The sequence below is a fragment of the Glaciihabitans sp. GrIS 2.15 genome, assembly GCF_035984695.1.
Taxonomy (GTDB): domain Bacteria; phylum Actinomycetota; class Actinomycetes; order Actinomycetales; family Microbacteriaceae; genus Lacisediminihabitans.
Genome location: NZ_JAXCHU010000003.1, coordinates 222589 through 239580, shown reverse-complemented (window position 1 = coordinate 239580; position 16992 = coordinate 222589). Strand labels below are relative to the sequence as shown.

17 protein-coding genes and 1 tRNA gene are annotated in these 16992 nt (G+C 64.4%); 14 read left to right on the top strand and 4 right to left on the bottom strand.

Annotated elements, in window-relative coordinates; all coding sequences use genetic code 11:
- Positions 1-8 precede the first annotated feature (8 nt).
- The 3 genes from RCH11_RS05765 (at position 9) to RCH11_RS05755 (ending at position 1893) form a co-directional block, all read left to right on the top strand.
- Positions 9-137 carry a hypothetical protein gene (locus tag RCH11_RS05765; RefSeq protein WP_327056038.1) on the top strand — a complete coding sequence of 43 codons (129 nt, stop codon included), beginning with the start codon at positions 9-11 and terminating at the stop codon, positions 135-137.
- A gap of 227 nt (positions 138-364) precedes the next feature.
- Complete coding sequence (locus RCH11_RS05760) at positions 365-1132, top strand: phosphate ABC transporter ATP-binding protein (RefSeq protein ID WP_327056199.1); 768 nt, start codon at positions 365-367, stop codon at positions 1130-1132.
- A 5-nt stretch (positions 1133-1137) separates the two neighbouring features.
- A complete protein-coding gene (locus RCH11_RS05755) occupies positions 1138-1893 on the top strand; it encodes a lytic transglycosylase domain-containing protein (protein ID WP_327056037.1) in 756 nt (251 codons plus the stop codon).
- 8 nt (positions 1894-1901) lie between these two features.
- Here the strand turns inward: RCH11_RS05755 and RCH11_RS05750 are convergent, their stop codons facing one another.
- Positions 1902-2393, bottom strand: a complete 492-nt coding sequence (locus RCH11_RS05750; protein ID WP_327056036.1) for a MarR family winged helix-turn-helix transcriptional regulator — start codon at positions 2391-2393, stop codon at positions 1902-1904.
- A 404-nt stretch (positions 2394-2797) separates the two neighbouring features.
- Here RCH11_RS05750 and RCH11_RS05745 point away from each other — a divergent pair.
- From RCH11_RS05745 to RCH11_RS05725, 5 genes are all read left to right on the top strand, one after another.
- Positions 2798-2869 (top strand) — tRNA-Gln (locus tag RCH11_RS05745).
- Between the two features lie 91 nt (positions 2870-2960).
- Positions 2961-4403: a bifunctional UDP-N-acetylglucosamine diphosphorylase/glucosamine-1-phosphate N-acetyltransferase GlmU gene (gene glmU / locus RCH11_RS05740; RefSeq protein WP_327056035.1), complete on the top strand. Its 1443-nt coding sequence runs from the start codon at positions 2961-2963 to the stop codon at positions 4401-4403.
- A gap of 57 nt (positions 4404-4460) precedes the next feature.
- Positions 4461-5438 (top strand): ribose-phosphate diphosphokinase, encoded by a 978-nt coding sequence (locus RCH11_RS05735; protein WP_327056034.1) that lies wholly within the window; start codon positions 4461-4463, stop codon positions 5436-5438.
- Positions 5439-5485: 47 nt separating this feature from the next.
- The gene (locus RCH11_RS05730; RefSeq protein ID WP_327056033.1) at positions 5486-7192 is read left to right on the top strand and encodes a long-chain-fatty-acid--CoA ligase; all 1707 of its coding nucleotides are present in this window, start codon (positions 5486-5488) and stop codon (positions 7190-7192) included.
- Between the two features lie 62 nt (positions 7193-7254).
- The gene (locus RCH11_RS05725) at positions 7255-7686 is read left to right on the top strand and encodes an ACT domain-containing protein (RefSeq protein WP_327056032.1); all 432 of its coding nucleotides are present in this window, start codon (positions 7255-7257) and stop codon (positions 7684-7686) included.
- Here the strand turns inward: RCH11_RS05725 and RCH11_RS05720 are convergent.
- Together RCH11_RS05720 and gndA are read right to left on the bottom strand one after the other, a co-directional pair.
- A complete protein-coding gene (locus tag RCH11_RS05720; protein ID WP_327056031.1) occupies positions 7683-8054 on the bottom strand; it encodes a hypothetical protein in 372 nt (123 codons plus the stop codon). The two genes, RCH11_RS05725 and RCH11_RS05720, sit on opposite strands and share 4 nt — an antisense overlap.
- A 71-nt stretch (positions 8055-8125) precedes the next feature.
- Positions 8126-9589 carry an NADP-dependent phosphogluconate dehydrogenase gene (gene gndA, locus RCH11_RS05715; protein WP_327056030.1) on the bottom strand — a complete coding sequence of 488 codons (1464 nt, stop codon included), beginning with the start codon at positions 9587-9589 and terminating at the stop codon, positions 8126-8128.
- A gap of 224 nt (positions 9590-9813) precedes the next feature.
- On the opposite strand from gndA, the gene RCH11_RS05710 reads away from it, so the two are divergent.
- The 6 genes from RCH11_RS05710 to RCH11_RS05685 all read left to right on the top strand — a co-directional run bounded on the left by RCH11_RS05710 (position 9814) and on the right by RCH11_RS05685 (position 15966).
- Positions 9814-10113, top strand: coding sequence for a shikimate kinase (locus tag RCH11_RS05710; protein ID WP_327056029.1), 300 nt, complete (start codon positions 9814-9816; stop codon positions 10111-10113).
- A gap of 198 nt (positions 10114-10311) precedes the next feature.
- Positions 10312-11223, top strand: a complete 912-nt coding sequence (locus RCH11_RS05705) for an SMP-30/gluconolactonase/LRE family protein (RefSeq protein WP_327056028.1) — start codon at positions 10312-10314, stop codon at positions 11221-11223.
- Positions 11220-12011 carry an IclR family transcriptional regulator gene (locus RCH11_RS05700; protein ID WP_327056027.1) on the top strand — a complete coding sequence of 264 codons (792 nt, stop codon included), beginning with the start codon at positions 11220-11222 and terminating at the stop codon, positions 12009-12011. The genes RCH11_RS05705 and RCH11_RS05700 overlap by 4 nt, the downstream gene beginning before the upstream one ends.
- The gene (locus tag RCH11_RS05695) at positions 12008-13531 is read left to right on the top strand and encodes a sugar ABC transporter ATP-binding protein (RefSeq protein WP_327056026.1); all 1524 of its coding nucleotides are present in this window, start codon (positions 12008-12010) and stop codon (positions 13529-13531) included. The genes RCH11_RS05700 and RCH11_RS05695 overlap by 4 nt, the downstream gene beginning before the upstream one ends.
- The gene (locus tag RCH11_RS05690) at positions 13528-14685 is read left to right on the top strand and encodes an ABC transporter permease (RefSeq protein WP_327056025.1); all 1158 of its coding nucleotides are present in this window, start codon (positions 13528-13530) and stop codon (positions 14683-14685) included. The genes RCH11_RS05695 and RCH11_RS05690 overlap by 4 nt, the downstream gene beginning before the upstream one ends.
- Before the next feature lie 105 nt (positions 14686-14790).
- Positions 14791-15966: a substrate-binding domain-containing protein gene (locus tag RCH11_RS05685; RefSeq protein ID WP_327056024.1), complete on the top strand. Its 1176-nt coding sequence runs from the start codon at positions 14791-14793 to the stop codon at positions 15964-15966.
- 70 nt (positions 15967-16036) lie between these two features.
- Here RCH11_RS05685 and RCH11_RS05680 read toward each other — a convergent pair whose 3' ends face one another.
- Positions 16037-16957 (bottom strand): NAD(P)-dependent oxidoreductase, encoded by a 921-nt coding sequence (locus RCH11_RS05680; RefSeq protein WP_327056023.1) that lies wholly within the window; start codon positions 16955-16957, stop codon positions 16037-16039.
- Positions 16958-16992: the final 35 nt, after the last annotated feature.

The window sequence follows — 16992 nt, the reverse complement described above, 5'->3', positions numbered from 1 at the left end:
AGGATGACATGAATGAATTGAAGAGGGCGTGCGCGAGCGACGCACGCCAGAAAAAGGACCTGTTGGCCGCCGAAGCCGCTGGGGATATCCGCATCAAGGAAGAGCCGATGACCCCGGCCCGCCTCGGAGCGCTGTGAGCACGATGGAGAATCAGATGTCCCCCACCACGAGCCACGATCCGGCGACCCTGTTACTTCCAGCGGGGTCCTTCATCGCTCCCGCCCCGATTGAGCCAGCTCCACTGTTAACCGGGCCGGAGTTCGTGTCGCCAAGCCACGACGAGACACTCGACACTCGACTCGACGCCGAAGCCAAGCGGATGCGCGCCGAGGCTGCCACGCCAGCTCCGGGCAACGAACTCACCATGCTCGAGGCCCGGTCCATCTCGGCGTGGTTCGGCGACCACAAGGTGCTCGATCGGGTCTCGCTCACCATGGAGGCGGGCAAAATCACCGCACTCATCGGGCCATCCGGCTGCGGCAAGTCCACCTTCCTCCGCATCCTCAACCGCATGCACGAGATGATCCCATCCGCATCGCTCGCGGGGGAGGTGCTGCTCGACGGCGAAGATATCTACGCGGCAACACGTCGTCTGACCGACGCTCGCCGAGACATCGGCATGGTGTTCCAGAAGCCGAACCCCTTCCCGGCGATGTCGATCTACGACAATGTAGTGGCTGGCCTCAAGCTCACCGGCATCCGTGCCGGACGAGACTCGAAGGACGTCCTTGTGGAGGAGTGCCTCATCAAGGCCGGCCTGTGGAAAGAGGTGCGCGACCGACTGCGCCAGCCCGGCGGCGGCCTCTCCGGAGGCCAGCAGCAGAGACTCTGCATCGCGCGATCGCTCGCCGTGCGTCCGAAGGTGCTTCTGATGGATGAACCCTGCTCGGCCCTCGACCCCACTTCCACCCGGGTGATTGAAGAGACCATGCTCGAACTCGCTCGCGAGGTGACCATCGTCATTGTTACGCACAACATGCAGCAGGCGCAGCGGGTCTCAGACAACTGCGCCTTCTTCCTCGCCTCCCAGGGGACGCCGGGCGGGATCGTCGAGCACGGCGACACCGAGGTGATGTTCGGCAGCCCAACCGACTCCCGCACCTTCGACTACGTCAACGGCCGGTTTGGATAGCGAGGGTGGCACACTGGCGAGCAGCCCTCGTGGTTCTGCAGTGCGTTGCTCTGCTGGCGCTTGTGGGCTGGGGTGCCGCAGTGTGGGCGTCCTTCGCCAACACGCGACCGGAGGCAACGAACTATGCCCGGGTGGAAGTCATTCCGGAGCCGGCGGCGCTTCCCGAGCCGACAGTGCAGGCCCCCGTCATCGCTCGACCCGTTTCGATCAGCGCTCGAATCGACCCGGCCTGGCTTGACACCGTGTCGTCGCGCGCCGGTATCCCGCGCACGGCACTCGCAGCGTACGCGGGTGCGGCATCCGCGCTTGCGGAGCAATCGCCCGGCTGCCACCTCGGTTGGAATACCCTCGCGGCCATCGGCCACATCGAGTCCGACGACGGGCGGCACGGCGGGGCGGTCCTGAGCGAAAATGGGTACTCGAGCGTGCCGATCATCGGACCGAAACTCGACGGCGGCGCGTTTGCGGGCATCCATGATTCGGATGGGGGCGTGTGGGACGGCGACACGGTCTGGGATCACGCCGTGGGTCCGTTCCAGTTCATTCCGCAGACCTGGCGCATCTGGGGCGCGGACGGCAATGGTGATGGCCAGGCCGATCCGAACCAGATGGATGACGCAGCCCTGGCCGCGGCTCGGTACCTCTGCCACGCGGGAGACCTGTCGACGGTTGACGGCTGGCGGCGGGCTGTGCTTTCCTACAATCACTCGGAGAGTTACGTGGATGACGTGGCGAAAGTGGCCAACTCGTATCACTCCTAGTGCGCGCCCTAGTCGAAGTCGAGGCTGAGCTTGCGAAGCAGCGCGGCCAACCGCTCCTGGTCGCCGACAGAGAGCCCGTCGAGGAGTTCATTCTCGGAAACCAGCAGGGTGCTGATCGCGGTGTCAACATGCTGACGGCCATCAACTGTCATAGTCACGAGGATGCCTCGCCCATCGCGTGGGTCGGTTCGGCGCTCCACGAGTGCGCGTGTCACCAGCCGGTCGATGCGGTTGGTCATCGTGCCGCTTGAGACGAGGGTCTGCTGAAGCAGTGCCTTCGGACTCAGCTGGTAAGGCGAACCCGCCCGGCGCAGGGCGGAGAGCACGTCGAACTCCCAGGACTCGAGACCCGATGCGGTGAAGGCGGTGCGACGGGCCCGGTCGAGGTGCCTGGCGAGCCGGCCGACCCGCGAGAGAACCTGCAGCGGCGCGAAGTCGAGGTCGGGACGCTCGCGCACCCATGCGCCGACGATACGGTCGACTTCGTCGTGTGCAGGCATCCGTCCATTATCGCGGTCGTCGTTCGAAATGCAGGATGCGGCGTTACTCCTGAGGCGGATGATGCCTCCGAGTCGACTCCTGTCACAGGGTTTCCTGCATTTGCGACAGCGCCACCGTCAGGTGAGGCGCGTCTCGCGGATGCTTCGCGCTGTCGGCCCCTCCCCAAAACGCAGGAGATTCGCCACGAAACGCCGTCATTCGCCGCGAAACGCCCCTCCTCGTGGTGCATCTCCTGCGTTTCGGGCCGCCGGCAGGGGGAGCGCAGGCAGGGGGAGCGCAGGCAGGGGGAGCGCAGGCAGGCCGCCGGCGACCCCAGGAGGTCCCGCCCACGCGTGCGGCTCCAGCGGCGGAGCGCATCTGGCAGAATTGTCGCGGTCGACCGTTTTACGGGTCGGCCGAGAATTCCGCCTTAGTGTAACGGCAGCACGACAGCCTTTGGAGCTGTTCGGTCCAGGTTCGAATCCTGGAGGCGGAGCGGTCGGGGTGTGCGCGAGAGTGCGCTGCATGACCACCGGCGATTCGCACGCGAGAGCGCGCCACTCGGCGACCAGAGCAAAGGAGCCACCATGTCCGACATCGCGATCATCATCCTCGCCGCGGGTGAGGGCACTCGCATGAAGTCAGCGAAGCCAAAGGTGCTCCACTCGATCGCGGGGATCCCGATGGTTTCGCACGTGCTCGCCACGGCCGAGAAACTGGGTGCGGCCCACATCGTGGCTGTAGTGCGGCATGAGCGAGACGCCGTCGCTGCAGTAATCGCCGAGCACGTTCCGCAGGCGATCATCGTCGACCAGGATGAGGCGCCGGGCACCGGCCGTGCGGTAGAACTCGGCCTCGCCGGGCTGCCCTCCGACTTCACCGGCTCGGTCGTCGTGCTGAGCGCAGACGTGCCGTTACTCGACGCGGCCACCGTGCACGCGCTCATCCAGACCCACGCACTCGCCGGTAACGCCCTCACTCTGCTGAGCGCCTACTTCGTCGACCCGACCGGCGCTGGCCGAATCCTGCGTGCCCCTGACGGGTCCTTCCAGGCGATCGTGGAGCAGAAAGACGCCACCGAAGAGCAGCGCGAGATCAACGAGGTCAATGCGGGCGTCTACGTCTTCGATGCCGCCTCGTTGAGGGAGGCTCTCGTGAAGATCGGCACAGACAACGCGCAGAACGAGAAGTACCTGACGGATGCCGCGGCTGGCATCCGCGCCATTGGAGGTCGAATTGAGGCGGTTCCGGTCACGGATCACTGGCTCGTCGCCGGCATCAACGACCGTGCCCAACTCGCCGCTGCCGCCGCCGAACTCAATGCCCGTATTGTGCGGGGGTGGCAGTTGAGCGGTGTGACAATCCAGGATCCGGCGACCACCTGGATCGACCTGGCGACGAGCATCGGCGAAGACGTGGAGATTTTGCCTGGCACGCAGCTGAAGGGGGCGACCGCGATCGAACGCGGCGCAATCATCGGCCCGGACACGACACTTCTCGACTGCGAGGTCGGCGAGAACGCGATCGTGAAACGGGCGGATGCCACCCTCGCCGTTATCGGCGCGAACGCCACCGTCGGTCCCTTCGCCTATCTTCGCCCCGGCACCTACCTGGGGGAAAACGGCAAGATCGGCACCTTCGTCGAGACGAAGAACTCGACGATCGGCCGCGGATCGAAGGTGCCGCACCTGAGTTACATCGGTGACACCACTATCGGCGAGGGCACGAACCTCGGTGCGGGTGCGATCACGGCCAACTACGACGACATTGTTAAACACCGCACCGAGATCGGGTCGCAGGTGCATTCCGGCTCGCATAACGTCTTCGTCGCCCCGGTTAGAATCGGGGACGGAGCCAAGACGGGAGCGGGAACGATCGTGCGCAAGGATGTACCAGCCGGAGCCCTCGCGATGACCGTGGCACCGCAGCGCAATGTGATGGGTTGGGTGGAGAAGAATCGGGTCGGAACCGCCGCAGCGGAAGCGGCCGCGAAAGCCGATGAATCGTCCGATCAGGTCGCGTCCGACTAGGTTTCGACACGTTCGATCACCGAACCACGATCACCCAACCGAGAGAGAGCAGGACACGTGGCCGAGATCACCGCAACCGGAAAAAAGCGACTGGTCATTGTCACCGGACGTGCTCATCCCCAGCTGGCGATCGACGTCGCCGAGGAGCTCGGTTCTGACCTCGTGCACACCGATGCCCGCACTTTCGCCAACGGCGAAATTTACGCCCGGTACGACGAGAGCGTCCGAGGCTGTGACGCGTTCGTCATCCAGTCGCACACCTATCCGATCAACGAGTGGCTCATGGAGCAGCTCATCATGGTGGACGCGCTCAAGCGGGCCTCTGCGAAGCGGATCACCGTGGTCGCTCCGTTCTATCCCTATGCGCGGCAAGACAAGAAGGGGCGTGGTCGCGAACCGATCTCGGCTCGCCTCGTCGCCGATCTGTTCAAGGCCGCCGGCGCCGACCGCATCATGAGTGTCGACCTGCACGCCGCGCAGATCCAGGGCTTCTTCGATGGCCCGGTTGATCACCTCTTCGCCATGCCGGTTCTGCTCAAATACTTCAAGGAACGCCTCGACCCGTCCACGCTCACCGTTGTGTCGCCCGACATGGGGCGAGTGCGGGTCGCCGATATCTGGAGCGACAAGCTCGGGGCCCCGCTTGCCATCATCCACAAGCGTCGCGATCCGCTGGTGCCCAACAAGGTGACAGTGCACGAGATTGTCGGCGAGGTTCACGGTCGCACCTGCCTGATCGTGGACGACATGATCGACACCGGTGGCACGATCGTGAAGGCCGCCGAAGCGCTCAAGGCGGCAGGTGCCACCAACGTGGTGGTCGCGGCAACCCACGCCGTGTTCTCCCACCCGGCGAGCGAGATTCTGCAGAGCGATTTCATCGACTCGGTCGTCGTTACCGATACCCTGCCGATCCCCGCAGAGAAGCGCTTTCCGACTCTCACCGTTCTGCCGATCGCCCCGCTCATCGCCAGCGCGATCCACGAGGTGTTCAACGATGGATCGGTCACCTCGATGTTCGACGGTGCGGCCTGAGGACTGACCGACCGAACCGTGTCGCTCTGCTCTCGTAGAGTGGAGGCATGACGATCACGACACCGCGGCCGTGGCTTTCCAGTTACGCCGAGGGCGTGCCGACCGAGATTGAATTACCGACCGGGTCGTTGTTCGATCTCCTCGAGGCATCCGTGAGCGAATATGGCGACAACATCGCGCTCGAGTTCTTCGGGGCGACCACCACCTACGCCGAGCTGGGGGAACAGGTACTGCGCGCCGCCGAGGGCTTGCGACTACTCGGTGTGCAGAAGGGCGATACCGTCGCCCTGGTGCTACCGAATTGCCCACAGCATGTCGTCGCGTTCTATGCAGTTCTGCGCCTCGGGGCGATCGTCGTCGAACACAATCCGCTGTATACACCGCGTGAACTCCGGCACCAGTTTGAAGATCACGGGGCGAAGGTCGCAATTGTCTGGAACAACGTCGTCGAGACGGTGCAGCGCTTTCCGGCGGATGTCGCGGTCCAATCGATCGTGTCCATCGACATCACCCGGGCGATGCCGTTCGGCACTCGCGCTTTGCTGCGGCTGCCGATCGCGAAGGCGCGAGAGTCTCGCGCCGCGCTGACGACAGCGGTGCGAGGCACGGTTCCCTGGCGCACGCTCCTCGATCACCCGACGGTCGATGGGCACATCTTCCGGCCGACGCCGGCGGATGTCGCACTCATCCAGTACACCAGCGGCACGACCGGCTCGCCAAGGGGCGCCACCCTCACCCACCTCAACCTCGCCACCAATGCCGCCCAGGCCAGGTCCTGGGTACCCTCGGTGGCTCGCGGAACCTCGGTGGTCTACGCCGTGCTGCCGATGTTCCACGCCTACGGGCTCACCCTCTGTCTGACCTTCGCGATGAGCATGGGATCGCGGCTGGTGCTCTTTCCCAAATTCGACCCCGACCTGGTGCTCAAGGTCGTGAGGAAGCATCCGGCCACTTTCCTTCCAGCGGTGCCGCCGATTTATGAGCGACTCACCGCTGCCGCCGATGAGGCGGGAGTGTCTCTGAGGGGCATCGAGATCGCGATTTCGGGGGCCATGCCGCTGTCGGCATCCATCGTCGAACCGTGGGAGAAACGCTCCGGTGGCTATCTGGTGGAGGGCTACGGGCTCTCCGAGACGAGTCCCGTTCTGATGGCCAATCCGGTGGGCCCGAGCCGCCGGGCTGGCACCGTCGGATTACCCCTGCCCAACACCGAGGCGCGGGTCGTCGACCCCGAGAATCCGACGGTCGATCGCGCCACCGGAGACGAGGGCGAGCTGATCGTGCGCGGCCCGCAGGTGTTCTCCGGCTATTGGAAGAAGGCCGAGGAGACGGCGGAGGTCTTCGTGCCGGCGGCCGACGGCGACGACGGCGGTCCCTGGTTTCGCACCGGCGACATCGTTACCATCGACGCGGACGGTTTCGTGAGAATCGTCGACCGCATCAAGGAGCTCATCATCACCGGTGGTTTCAACGTGGCACCGAGTGAGGTCGAAGACGCCCTTCGGTCGCATCCGTCCGTGGCGGATGTCGCGGTCGTCGGCCTGCCGAGCGACCACAGTGGCGAAGAGGTGGTGGCCGCGGTCGTTCTCGCGCCCGGTGCGGTGCTCGACGAGCAGGGTTTGCGCGATTATCTGCGCCCGAGCCTCGCCGCCTATAAGGTTCCCAAGCACGTGGTGGCCGTCGATGAATTGCCGAAGTCACTCATCGGCAAAGTCATCCGACGGCAAGTGCGTGACCAGCTGCTTGCACAGTAGCTGTCACCGGTCTGAGCCGGGTCGTGGTCCCGCGCGCCATCGTGGCGGGTTAGCCTCTTTCCATGGCTGGTTCACACAGGGCGTCGTCGTGGGGCACCACCCATGTTCCCACCATCCTCCGTTCCCTTGAGCCCCGACTCCACGCGGGCGAGTTCGTGTTCGTTTCGGTCGCGCCGGATCGGGCGGCGCAATTGAACGGATTGGCGACGATAGTCGAGCTGGAGGGCACGACGGTAGTGCTGCGTCGCCAGGACGCAGATTCCGAGTTCCTTCCCTATGATTTCGTCTCCCGCTGGATCACGCTCACGGCGCATTCATCACTGGCGACGGTTGGCCTGACGGCGACGATCGCGACCGCCCTGGCCGAAGCGGGGATCAGCAGCAATGTACTCGCGGGATTCCACCACGACCACCTGCTGGTTCCTGGCCATCAGGCCGAACTGTCGATGAGTGTGCTTCGGGAGCTCACGCGAGCGGGAGATACCGAGGATTAGGCGTTTTTTCCTGACTTTGGCACCGGGGACAGCGTCGGGGAAATAGGGATGAGGCCGAGCGAGGCGACGTGCCTGTCGCCTCCAAAAGCTCCCACCGTGTAGCACTCCCAGCCCGGGCCGGCGGCGGCGAAGAGCTCGAATCGCGCCGATGCCGCAGTCGCCTCCGGGGCTTCATAGGCGACCCAGGCGTTACAGGCTTCCTGCGCGGTCGCCGCCGCGACCGACATCGTTGTCAGCACCCCCGGCAGCACAAGGCACGCGATGCCGACGATTACCACAAGGCGCAGAACCACCCGCATACGGCGACGGCGTGGAGCTCCCTCGGTCGGCACGTAGCCGGCCAGTTCGGGCTCGTCGTTGTAGGTCATGGCGCTTCGATCTTGTCACGGTCCCGGCTGATTGCGGGCCGGGGATGGTGCGCAGTTATGGTTCCGGTTGCCTAGTGGCCAGAGCCCTCGGTCTCTATCTCGGTGCGGTCGCCGCTCCACAGGGTGTGGAAGACGCCTTCCTTGTCGATGCGCTTGTAGGTATGCGCGCCGAAGAAGTCGCGTTGGCCCTGCGTGAGGGCGGCCGGAAGACGGTCGGCACGGAGGCTGTCGTAGTAGGCGAGCGATGACGCGAACACCGGCGCGGGGATGCCCGCGTGCGCGGCGTCCGCTACCACGTTGCGCCACGAGTCCTGCGCCTTCGCAACCACATCGGTGAAGAATGGCGCGGTCACGAGGGAAACCAGCGAAGGGTCCTCGGCGTAGGCCTCGGTGATGCGGTTGAGGAAACGGGCGCGGATGATGCAGCCGCCACGCCAGATCTTGGCGATCTCACCCTTTTTGATGTCCCAGTCGTACTGCTCGGCTCCCGCCACGATCGCGTCGAAGCCCTGGCTGTACGCGATCACCTTCGACGCGTAGAGCGCCTGGCGCACGCCCTCGATGAAGCCGTCGACGTCTTCGACCGGGGATGCGGTCGGTCCGGGAAGCGCCGCGGCCGCCGCGCGCTGGGCGGGCTTCGACGACACGGAACGCGCGAACACGGCCTCCGCGATGCCCGAGACGGGGATGCCGAGGTCGAGCGCGGTCTGCACGGTCCAGACTCCGGTGCCCTTCGATCCGGCCTGGTCGAGGATCATGTCGACGAGGGGCTTGCCCGTCGAAGTATCAACCTGGCGAAGGACCTCGGCGGTGATCTCGATCAGGTAGCTCTCGAGTTCTCCCGTGTTCCACTCGGCGAAGATATCCGCGATTTCTGTTGGGCTCTTGCCGGTGCCACGACGGATCAGGTCGTAGGCCTCGCCGATGAGCTGCATGTCGGCGTATTCGATGCCATTGTGAATCATTTTCACAAAGTGTCCAGCGCCGTCGTGGCCGACGTGGGTGACGCAGGGTTCGCCGTCCACGACCGCGGCGATCGACTCGAGGATCGGGCCGAGGGTCACCCATGACTCGTCGGATCCGCCGGGCATGATCGACGGGCCGCGAAGAGCGCCCTCTTCGCCGCCGGAGATGCCGGCCCCCACGAAGTTGATGCCGGTCTCGCGTACGGCCTTCTCGCGACGGATGGTGTCGGTGAAGAGTGAGTTGCCGCCGTCGACGATGATGTCGCCGGGTTCGAAGACCTTCACGAGCTCGTCGATCACGGCATCCGTTCCCGCACCCGCTTGCACCATGATGAGGGCGGCTCGCGGCTTCGTGAGCGAAGCGGCGAATTCGGCGTAGGTCGTGGTGCCGACGAAGTGGGCTTCGGGGTGCTCCGAGAGCAGAGTGTCGGTCTTCTCGTGGCTGCGGTTGAATACGGCGACGGTGTTGCCCGCGCGGCTCGCGAGGTTTCGGGCGAGGTTCGACCCCATCACAGCGAGCCCGACGACCCCGATGTTTGCCTGTGCTTCAGTTGCCCGTGCCTCGACCATGTTTACTCCCTGCCGCGTTTCTTTCTAAAAGTACCGTTCTCAAGGCTAGTGCGTGTGGCTGAGCTACCCGAGTCGGAAGGTCTCGATCGGAATGTCCGCCGCGAGACGGTGGGCAGCACGCGGCGATCCCGCTTGCAATCGGCGAAATCTTCAACACGATCTGGGACTGCCTCCTAATAATCCGCTTGCTGATGGCTCGGTTCACGACTGGTAACTTTGCAGCCATGAAGCCCCGCCTCGTGGACGTCTCCGGCTCGGGCAAGACGACGGTCGGGGTCGCGCTCGCGGCGGCACTTGACGTGCCGTTCCGGGATACCGATGACCTGCATCCGGCCGCGAATGTGGCGAAGATGGCCGCGGGGATCGCTCTGACCGACGACGATCGGATGCCCCGGCTGGCGCTGGTCGTGGCGCCGTTGGTGGTCGCGCCGCTGGTGGTCGCGCCGCTGGTCGTCGCGCCGCGGGTGGGGCATCCCCCGGCGACTTCCCCGGACACTTCCTCACTCCTCCGCGCTCCCGAGTGACACGTGCGCCCGAATGTTCGGGCGCGGGTGTCACTCGGCACGGCGACAATGCTCGAACCGGGGCGGATGCGCGAGCAGATACACCAACGGTAATTCTCCGAATTCAGTTCGAGATACCGAACAAGGTTATTGCGTTCATCATGCGGAACATGGTTAAGTCAGATGAACAGTCAGTGTGGTCTGGGCCGAGAGCGAAAAATGAGCGCAATGCAGGGCATCGAGCATCTGCTCGCCGACGGTGCGGTTCTTCGGCGGGTCGCCTCCGGGGCCTCATGGTCGGAGGGACCGATCTGGATTCCTTCGCTAGGCGCTGTGCGCTGGAGCGATATTCCAAACAACCGCATCCTGCAATTGGATGCCGACACCGAGAAGCTTGTCGTGTACCGAACCGATGTGGAATTCACCAATGGGCGGTCGCTCGACAAGTCGGGCGCGGTCATCCAGTGCTCGCACGGTCGTCGCGGCATCGAACGAGACCTCGACGGTGTCGTGACGACCCTCGTCGACCGGTGGAACGGATCGAGATTCAACTCACCCAACGATGTCATCGTGAAAAGCGACGGCACAATCTGGTTCACAGACCCCCCTTACGGCATCATTCAAGTCAACGAAGGACATCCGGGCACCAGGGAATATGGCGGAAATTTCGTCTTCCGCTTTGACCCGGTCACCGCGACTATCGCACCGGTCGTCACGGATATGGAAGAGCCGAATGGCCTCGCGTTCTCGCCGGACGAGTCAGTGCTCTACATCTCCGACACCTCGGCCGTGCTTCGAACCGATGGCACCGGCAACCACCACATTCGGGCGTACGACGTGATCGACTCCGTCCACTGCGACAACGGCCGACTGTTCGCCGACGTGCATCCGGGCGTCTCCGACGGCTTCCGGGTGGATTTTGCGGGCAGGATCTGGACGTCGAGCGCGGACTCCGTCCAGGTCTTCAGCCCGCGCGGCGAGCGGCTCGGTGCGATTCCCGTGCCGGAGATTGTGAGCAACCTCTGTTTCGGCGGCCGAACCGGCAGCACCCTCTATGTCACCGCCACCACCAGCCTCTACTCAATCGAGACAGTCACCTTTGGCGCCACGAGCGACAGGGCACGATCGTGAAGACCGACGCGCGGCCCGCGACGGGCATCGAATCGGTCACCGCTCCTGCCGTCTACCGGGCGGTGCAGGTGCTCGAGACAATGGGAAACCGGCGCGAGTCGATCACCATCACGGAGATCGCCCTCGCGCTGGGGCTCGCGAAGTCGTCCGTCTCGAATCTTGTCACGACCCTCGAGACCGTCGGGATGGTTCGGCGGGTCTCCGACGGTTGGGTTCTCGGGTACAAAGTACTCGAGCTCGGACACTCGATGCTCGCGTCAACGACGCTGGTGGCCGAGTTCGCGCGCATCTCCGCTTCCCTTCCCGCGCTCCAGTACGACACCGCCCTGCTCGCAGTGCTCGATGGAATGGAGGTGGTCTATCTCGCCCGCCACGACGGCACGCAGCCGATCCGCCTGGCAAGCGACATCGGAAAAAGGATGCCAGCTCCCGTGACTTCCCTCGGCAAAGCGATGCTCGCTTCCCTGCCTGAGCAAGAGCTCGAAGCGAGGCTCGAGCTCTTGGATGTGCTCCCGCGCCCAACCAAGCGCGCGCACCGCACCACCTCCGAACTTCGTCGCGATTTAGACGAAATCCGTGACCGCGGCTTCGCGATCGATAACGAGCAGAACACTATCGGCGTCACCTGTTTCGCCGTGGCGCTGCGCGGCCCCGCCCAGCCGACGGCGGTGAGCACCACGCTCCTCACCCAGCGGGTCAGGCCGGATCTTCAGGCTCGGTTGGTGGCCGACCTCGGCGTCCTTGCTCGGCAGCTCGGAACCTTCGCGACAGGACAGGACCCACGATGACGTTCGATGTAACTGGCGGCCGAGAAATCCCCCTGCTCCAGGTGACAGGGCTCTCGAAAGCCTTCTTTGCGACCCGCGCCGCGGCCAATGTGAGCTTCAGCGTCAATCAGGGCGAGATCGTGTCGCTTCTGGGCGAAAATGGAGCGGGAAAGTCGACCATCATCAAGATGCTCGCCGGTGTCTATCGCGCCGATTCGGGAAGCGTGACCCTCTCGGGCGCGGACTTGGAAGCATCCGGTATCCGCCGCCAAATCTCGTTCGTCCATCAGAACCTCGGGCTGATCGAATGGATGACCGTCGCCGAGAATATCGCACTCGTGCTCGGCTACCCGCGTCGATTCGGATTGATCAATGTGCGGCAGATGAATCGACAGGCGCAGGAGGCGCTCGAGCTTGTGGGAGGGGGCATCGATCCGACGGCGCGAGTCTTCGATCTTCCTCGCACGGAGCGTAGCCTCCTCGCCATCGCGCGAGGACTCGTGACGAAACCCAAGCTCCTCGTGCTCGATGAACCGACCGCATCACTTCCTGCAGCTGATGTCGCGCGCCTGTTCGGCGTGCTTCGCACCCTTCGCGACAGCGGCGTCGGCATGATCTACGTGTCACACCGCCTCGACGAGATCTACGAGATTTCGAGTCGCACGGTGGTCATGCGAAACGGTCATGTCGTCGCGGAACGGCCCGTTGCCGGACTGAGCCACGGCGAACTCGTCGAACTCATCGTCGGCCGCCATACCGCGGTCACAGTCTTCGACCAGCCAGAAGAGGATATTCGGCTGCGCCTCACTGAAGTCGTCGTCGACGGCGCTGGACCGGTCACTTTCACGGCGCGACGGGGCGAGGTTGTTGCCCTGTGTGGCCTCCGCGGTGCAGGCCAGGAGCCGATCGGGCGTGCAATCGCCGGCGCGACCCTTATCCGCTCCGGGGCGATGGAGCTGGACGGTGCCCCGCTTGCCCCACGGAACCCCGCAACGGCCGTCGCACGGGGCGTCGGATTCGCAACCTCGAACCGGGAGGCGGAGGCCGTTGCGCCTGGGCTGTCCGTGCGCGAGAACCTCTTCCTTAACCCTGCGGTGTGGGGCCGAAAGACATTCGAGTTCCGCACCGCGCGAGCCGAACGAATCGCCGCCGCAAAATACGTCTCAGCCTTTGGCATTCGTCCGACCGATCCTGAGCTGCCCCTCGACACTTTTTCCGGGGGTAACCAGCAGAAGGTCATTCTCGCTCGCTGGTTCGGTGTCGGTCGCACGGTGGTGGTGCTCGAAGAGCCGACCATGGGAGTGGATGTCGGCGCGAAGTCCGAGATCTACGCCCTCCTCCGGGATGCGGCACGGCAGGGGACGGCGGCGATCGTCGTGTCTACCGATATGGAGGAAGTCTCCAAGATCGCGCATCGAGCCATTGTCTTCGGGCGCGGGGTGGTGATCGCAGAGCTCTCCGGAGCAGAGCTCACCATCGCCAACCTTGTCGCCGTGGCATCCGATCTCGAACGAACCCCAGAAGAAACGAGAGTCGCATGAGCATGAACACGTCCCTCAAATCGACGGCACTCGAGCCGCCGAAGGGCGCGCCCTGGTATCGCAAACTGTTCACCGTGTACGGCATGGTGGTGCTCACTGTCGTGCTCTTCATCCTGTTTGCCATTGCCCGGCCGGATTCGTTCGCTACCCTGCTCAATTTTCAGTTGCTCGCATCGAGCAAGTCGATCCTGTTGATCCTCGCGCTCGCAGTGACGCTGCCGATGGTCGCCGGCAAGATCGACCTCTCCATTGGCTATGGTGTCGGACTCTGGCAGGTGATGGCGTTGCTCTGGCAGCTGCAGGGGATCGACTATCGACTCGTCATCCTGATGTGCCTGGTTGGAGGAGCGATCGTCGGACTCGTGAACGCGCTGCTCATCGAGCTTGCCCAGGTGGATGCCTTCATCGCGACTCTCGCGACCGCCCAGGTCATCTACGCGATCACCTACTGGGCCACCGGCGGCCGTCAGGTGACCGACAATACCGGCATGCGGGCATCCGCATTCGATGCGCTGTCCACGTGGAGCCTCGGTCCAATCCCCGGCACCTTCGTAATCGCCCTGGTGATTGGCCTGCTGCTCTGGGTCGTTCTCGAGTTTCTCCCCGCTGGGCGCTACCTCTACGCGGTCGGCGCCAACCCGAAGGCCGCAGAGCTCACGGGCGTGCGTCGTCGCCGTTACATCGTCGGCGCCATGGTGGCTTCGGGAATGCTCACCGCGGTCGCCGGCATCCTGCTCTCCTCCCGCCAAGCGGGAGTGGCGCAAGCCAACATCGGCTCCGAGTTTCTACTCCCTGCCCTCGCGGCGGCGTTCCTCGGCTCGACGACCATCCGGCCCGGACGAGTGAACGCTCTCGGCACGATTCTCGGAGTATCCATCGCGACCATCGGGATTTCCGGGTTGCAGCAGCTTCTGCCGGGTCAGTTCTTCCTCGAGCCGCTCTTCAACGGGCTCACCCTCGTTGCGGCGATCACTATCGCGTCGCTCGCCAGTCGGCGAAGGCTCGGTCGCGCAGTGGAACCGAGCCTGCCAATTCAGGAAACGCCTGGTGACGATCCGTCACCAGGGGGTAGGGAGTCTGCAGCCTCCCTACCCGGCACCGTCGATGCCGTCGCGGCCGTATCGACGACGGGGTCGACCCCACCCGAAAAGTAGGACCGATGTATAGAACACCCGCGAATGCAACACAGATACAGGCGATGCCGGGCGAAGCCGCCCGGTATCGCCTCCCCACCAAGAAACCAAGAGAAAGAGTCAGTCATGAACAAAGCCAAACTGCGTAGGGGACTTCTCTCCTGGGCGGCTGTTCCCGTCGCGCTCACCGTCGTCCTGACCGGATGCGCCAGCGGATCCGTCGGAGGAGGTACCAAGGCGACTCCGGCGGCGTCCGACAGCAAATATGCGTCGATTATCCCGAAGGGAGACATCGTCGCGGCTTCAAAGAAGCTCGTCTCCGACAGCCTCAGCGCCTCGACCGGGTTTACACCCAAAAACACGGGCCCGAAGGCCCAGCAGGGCGGCGCAACTGTTGCATTCGTGGGCAGCGACCTGACGAACGGCGGGGTCAATACCGTCTCGCAGGGTGTGAAGGAAGCCGCGAAGGTGATGGGCTGGACCGTCAACGTCTACGACGGTAAGGCGACAGCGCAGGGGCGAACGGATGCTCTCAATCAGGCTATCGCCGCTAAGCCGGTCGCGATCGTGCTCGGTGGCTTCGATCCGACCGAGCAGGCTGCGACCATCAAGACCGCGGCGGGCGCTGGTATTCCCTTGGTCGGCTGGCATGCAGGGAGCGCTGCCGGCCCGGGCGGAGGCCTGTTCACGAACGTGTCGACCGATCCACTTGCTGTCTCGCAGCTTGCGGCGGCGTATGCGGTGGCGGACTCGAACGGCAAGGCGGGGGTCGCGATCTTCACCGATGGCCAGTATGAGATTGCCGTCGAAAAGGCCAAGGCCATGGAGGCCTATGTCAAGGCCTGCACCGGATGCTCGGTGCTCTCGTACCAAGACTCGCCGATCGCCGAGGCAGACTCGCGCATGCCAGGGCTCATCTCGAATCTGCTTCAGAAGGATGGCGACAAGCTCACCTATCTCCTCGCGATCAACGGTAACTACTTCGGTGGGGCCCAGCAGGCTCTGCGGGCGGCGGGCAAGGACCCCGCGGGAACTCCGAAATCTGTCGCGGCCGGTGATGGAGATTCCGCGGAATTCCAGCGCATCCGATCGGTCGACTACCAAGCGGCAACGGTCGCTGAGCCTCTCATCCTGCAGGGCTGGGAGATCGTCGACGAGGTGAACCGCGCACTCGCGAAGACCGATTGGTCGGGCTTTGTTCCGGCTCCCGGGCTCATCACCAAGGCCAATGTGCCCTCTGGCGACACCTTCGACCCGGCGAGCGGATATCGCGACGTTTATAAGAAGGTGTGGGGCAAGTAGCAAGCGCAGGCTCCGGCCGGGCCACCTCTCGGGTTGTCCGGCCGGACTCGCTCATCGGGCATGCTCACGATCAGGGAGTGTGCGACTCCACGAAGGCTCGGGTGACCGCGATGTCGTTGTCACCGAAACCCTCGGCAACCAGCGCACTGAACTGATCGAACAAGAGGTCAAGCTGGGGGGTGACCGTGGCCGTGCGCGTGGCCTGGGCCCTCGCGAACGAAAGATCTTTGACCATGTATTTCGCCACTCCGGAAGGGCTGTAATCCTTGTTGACGAATCGTTCCAACCGCGTTTCGAGCACTCGGCTTCCGGCGTATCCGCCGGAAAGCAGCGTGAGAAGTGCCCGAACGTCAAGTCCGCTCCTCTCCGCGATCACGATTGCCTCTCCGAGGGCGAGCACGGCGGATGCAACGATCATCTGGTTGCACGCCTTCGCGATCTGCCCCGAACCGAGGGGGCCGAGCAGCACGGGGGTGCCGAAAGCACGCAGGGCGGGACGAGCCCGCTCAAAGTCATCCGGCGCCCCGCCGACCATGATCGACAGCGTTCCCGCGATCGCTCCGTCTTCGCCGCCACTCACCGGAGTATCGATCACGGTCGCGAGGCCCGCCGTTCGGTCCCCGATCATGCTGGCAATGAGTCGCACTCCCTCCGGGGATGAGGTCGATCCGATGGCGATCACGGTCGGCATCGTGATTCCGGCCAGGAGGCCGTCCGCCCCCTCCAGCACCTGCTCGACGTCGGGGAGATCGGGCAGCATCAGCACGATCACGTCGCTCTGTTCCGCCAGGCGGCGAGGGGTCGAGGCCCAGTTCGCGCCGGTATCGACCAGGTCCGAGACTCTCTCTCGGTTCCTCGCGGTCACCGTCAGTTGTGATGATCGTTCTTCGGCTGCGCGGAGGGAATGCACGGCCATCGGATGCCCCATCACCCCTAGCCCGATCATTCCGACACGGGGAAAAGGCTGCGACGTGGTGGTATCCGGATTCATCTGCACAGCATAACGAACCCCGTTCAGAGGGGTGA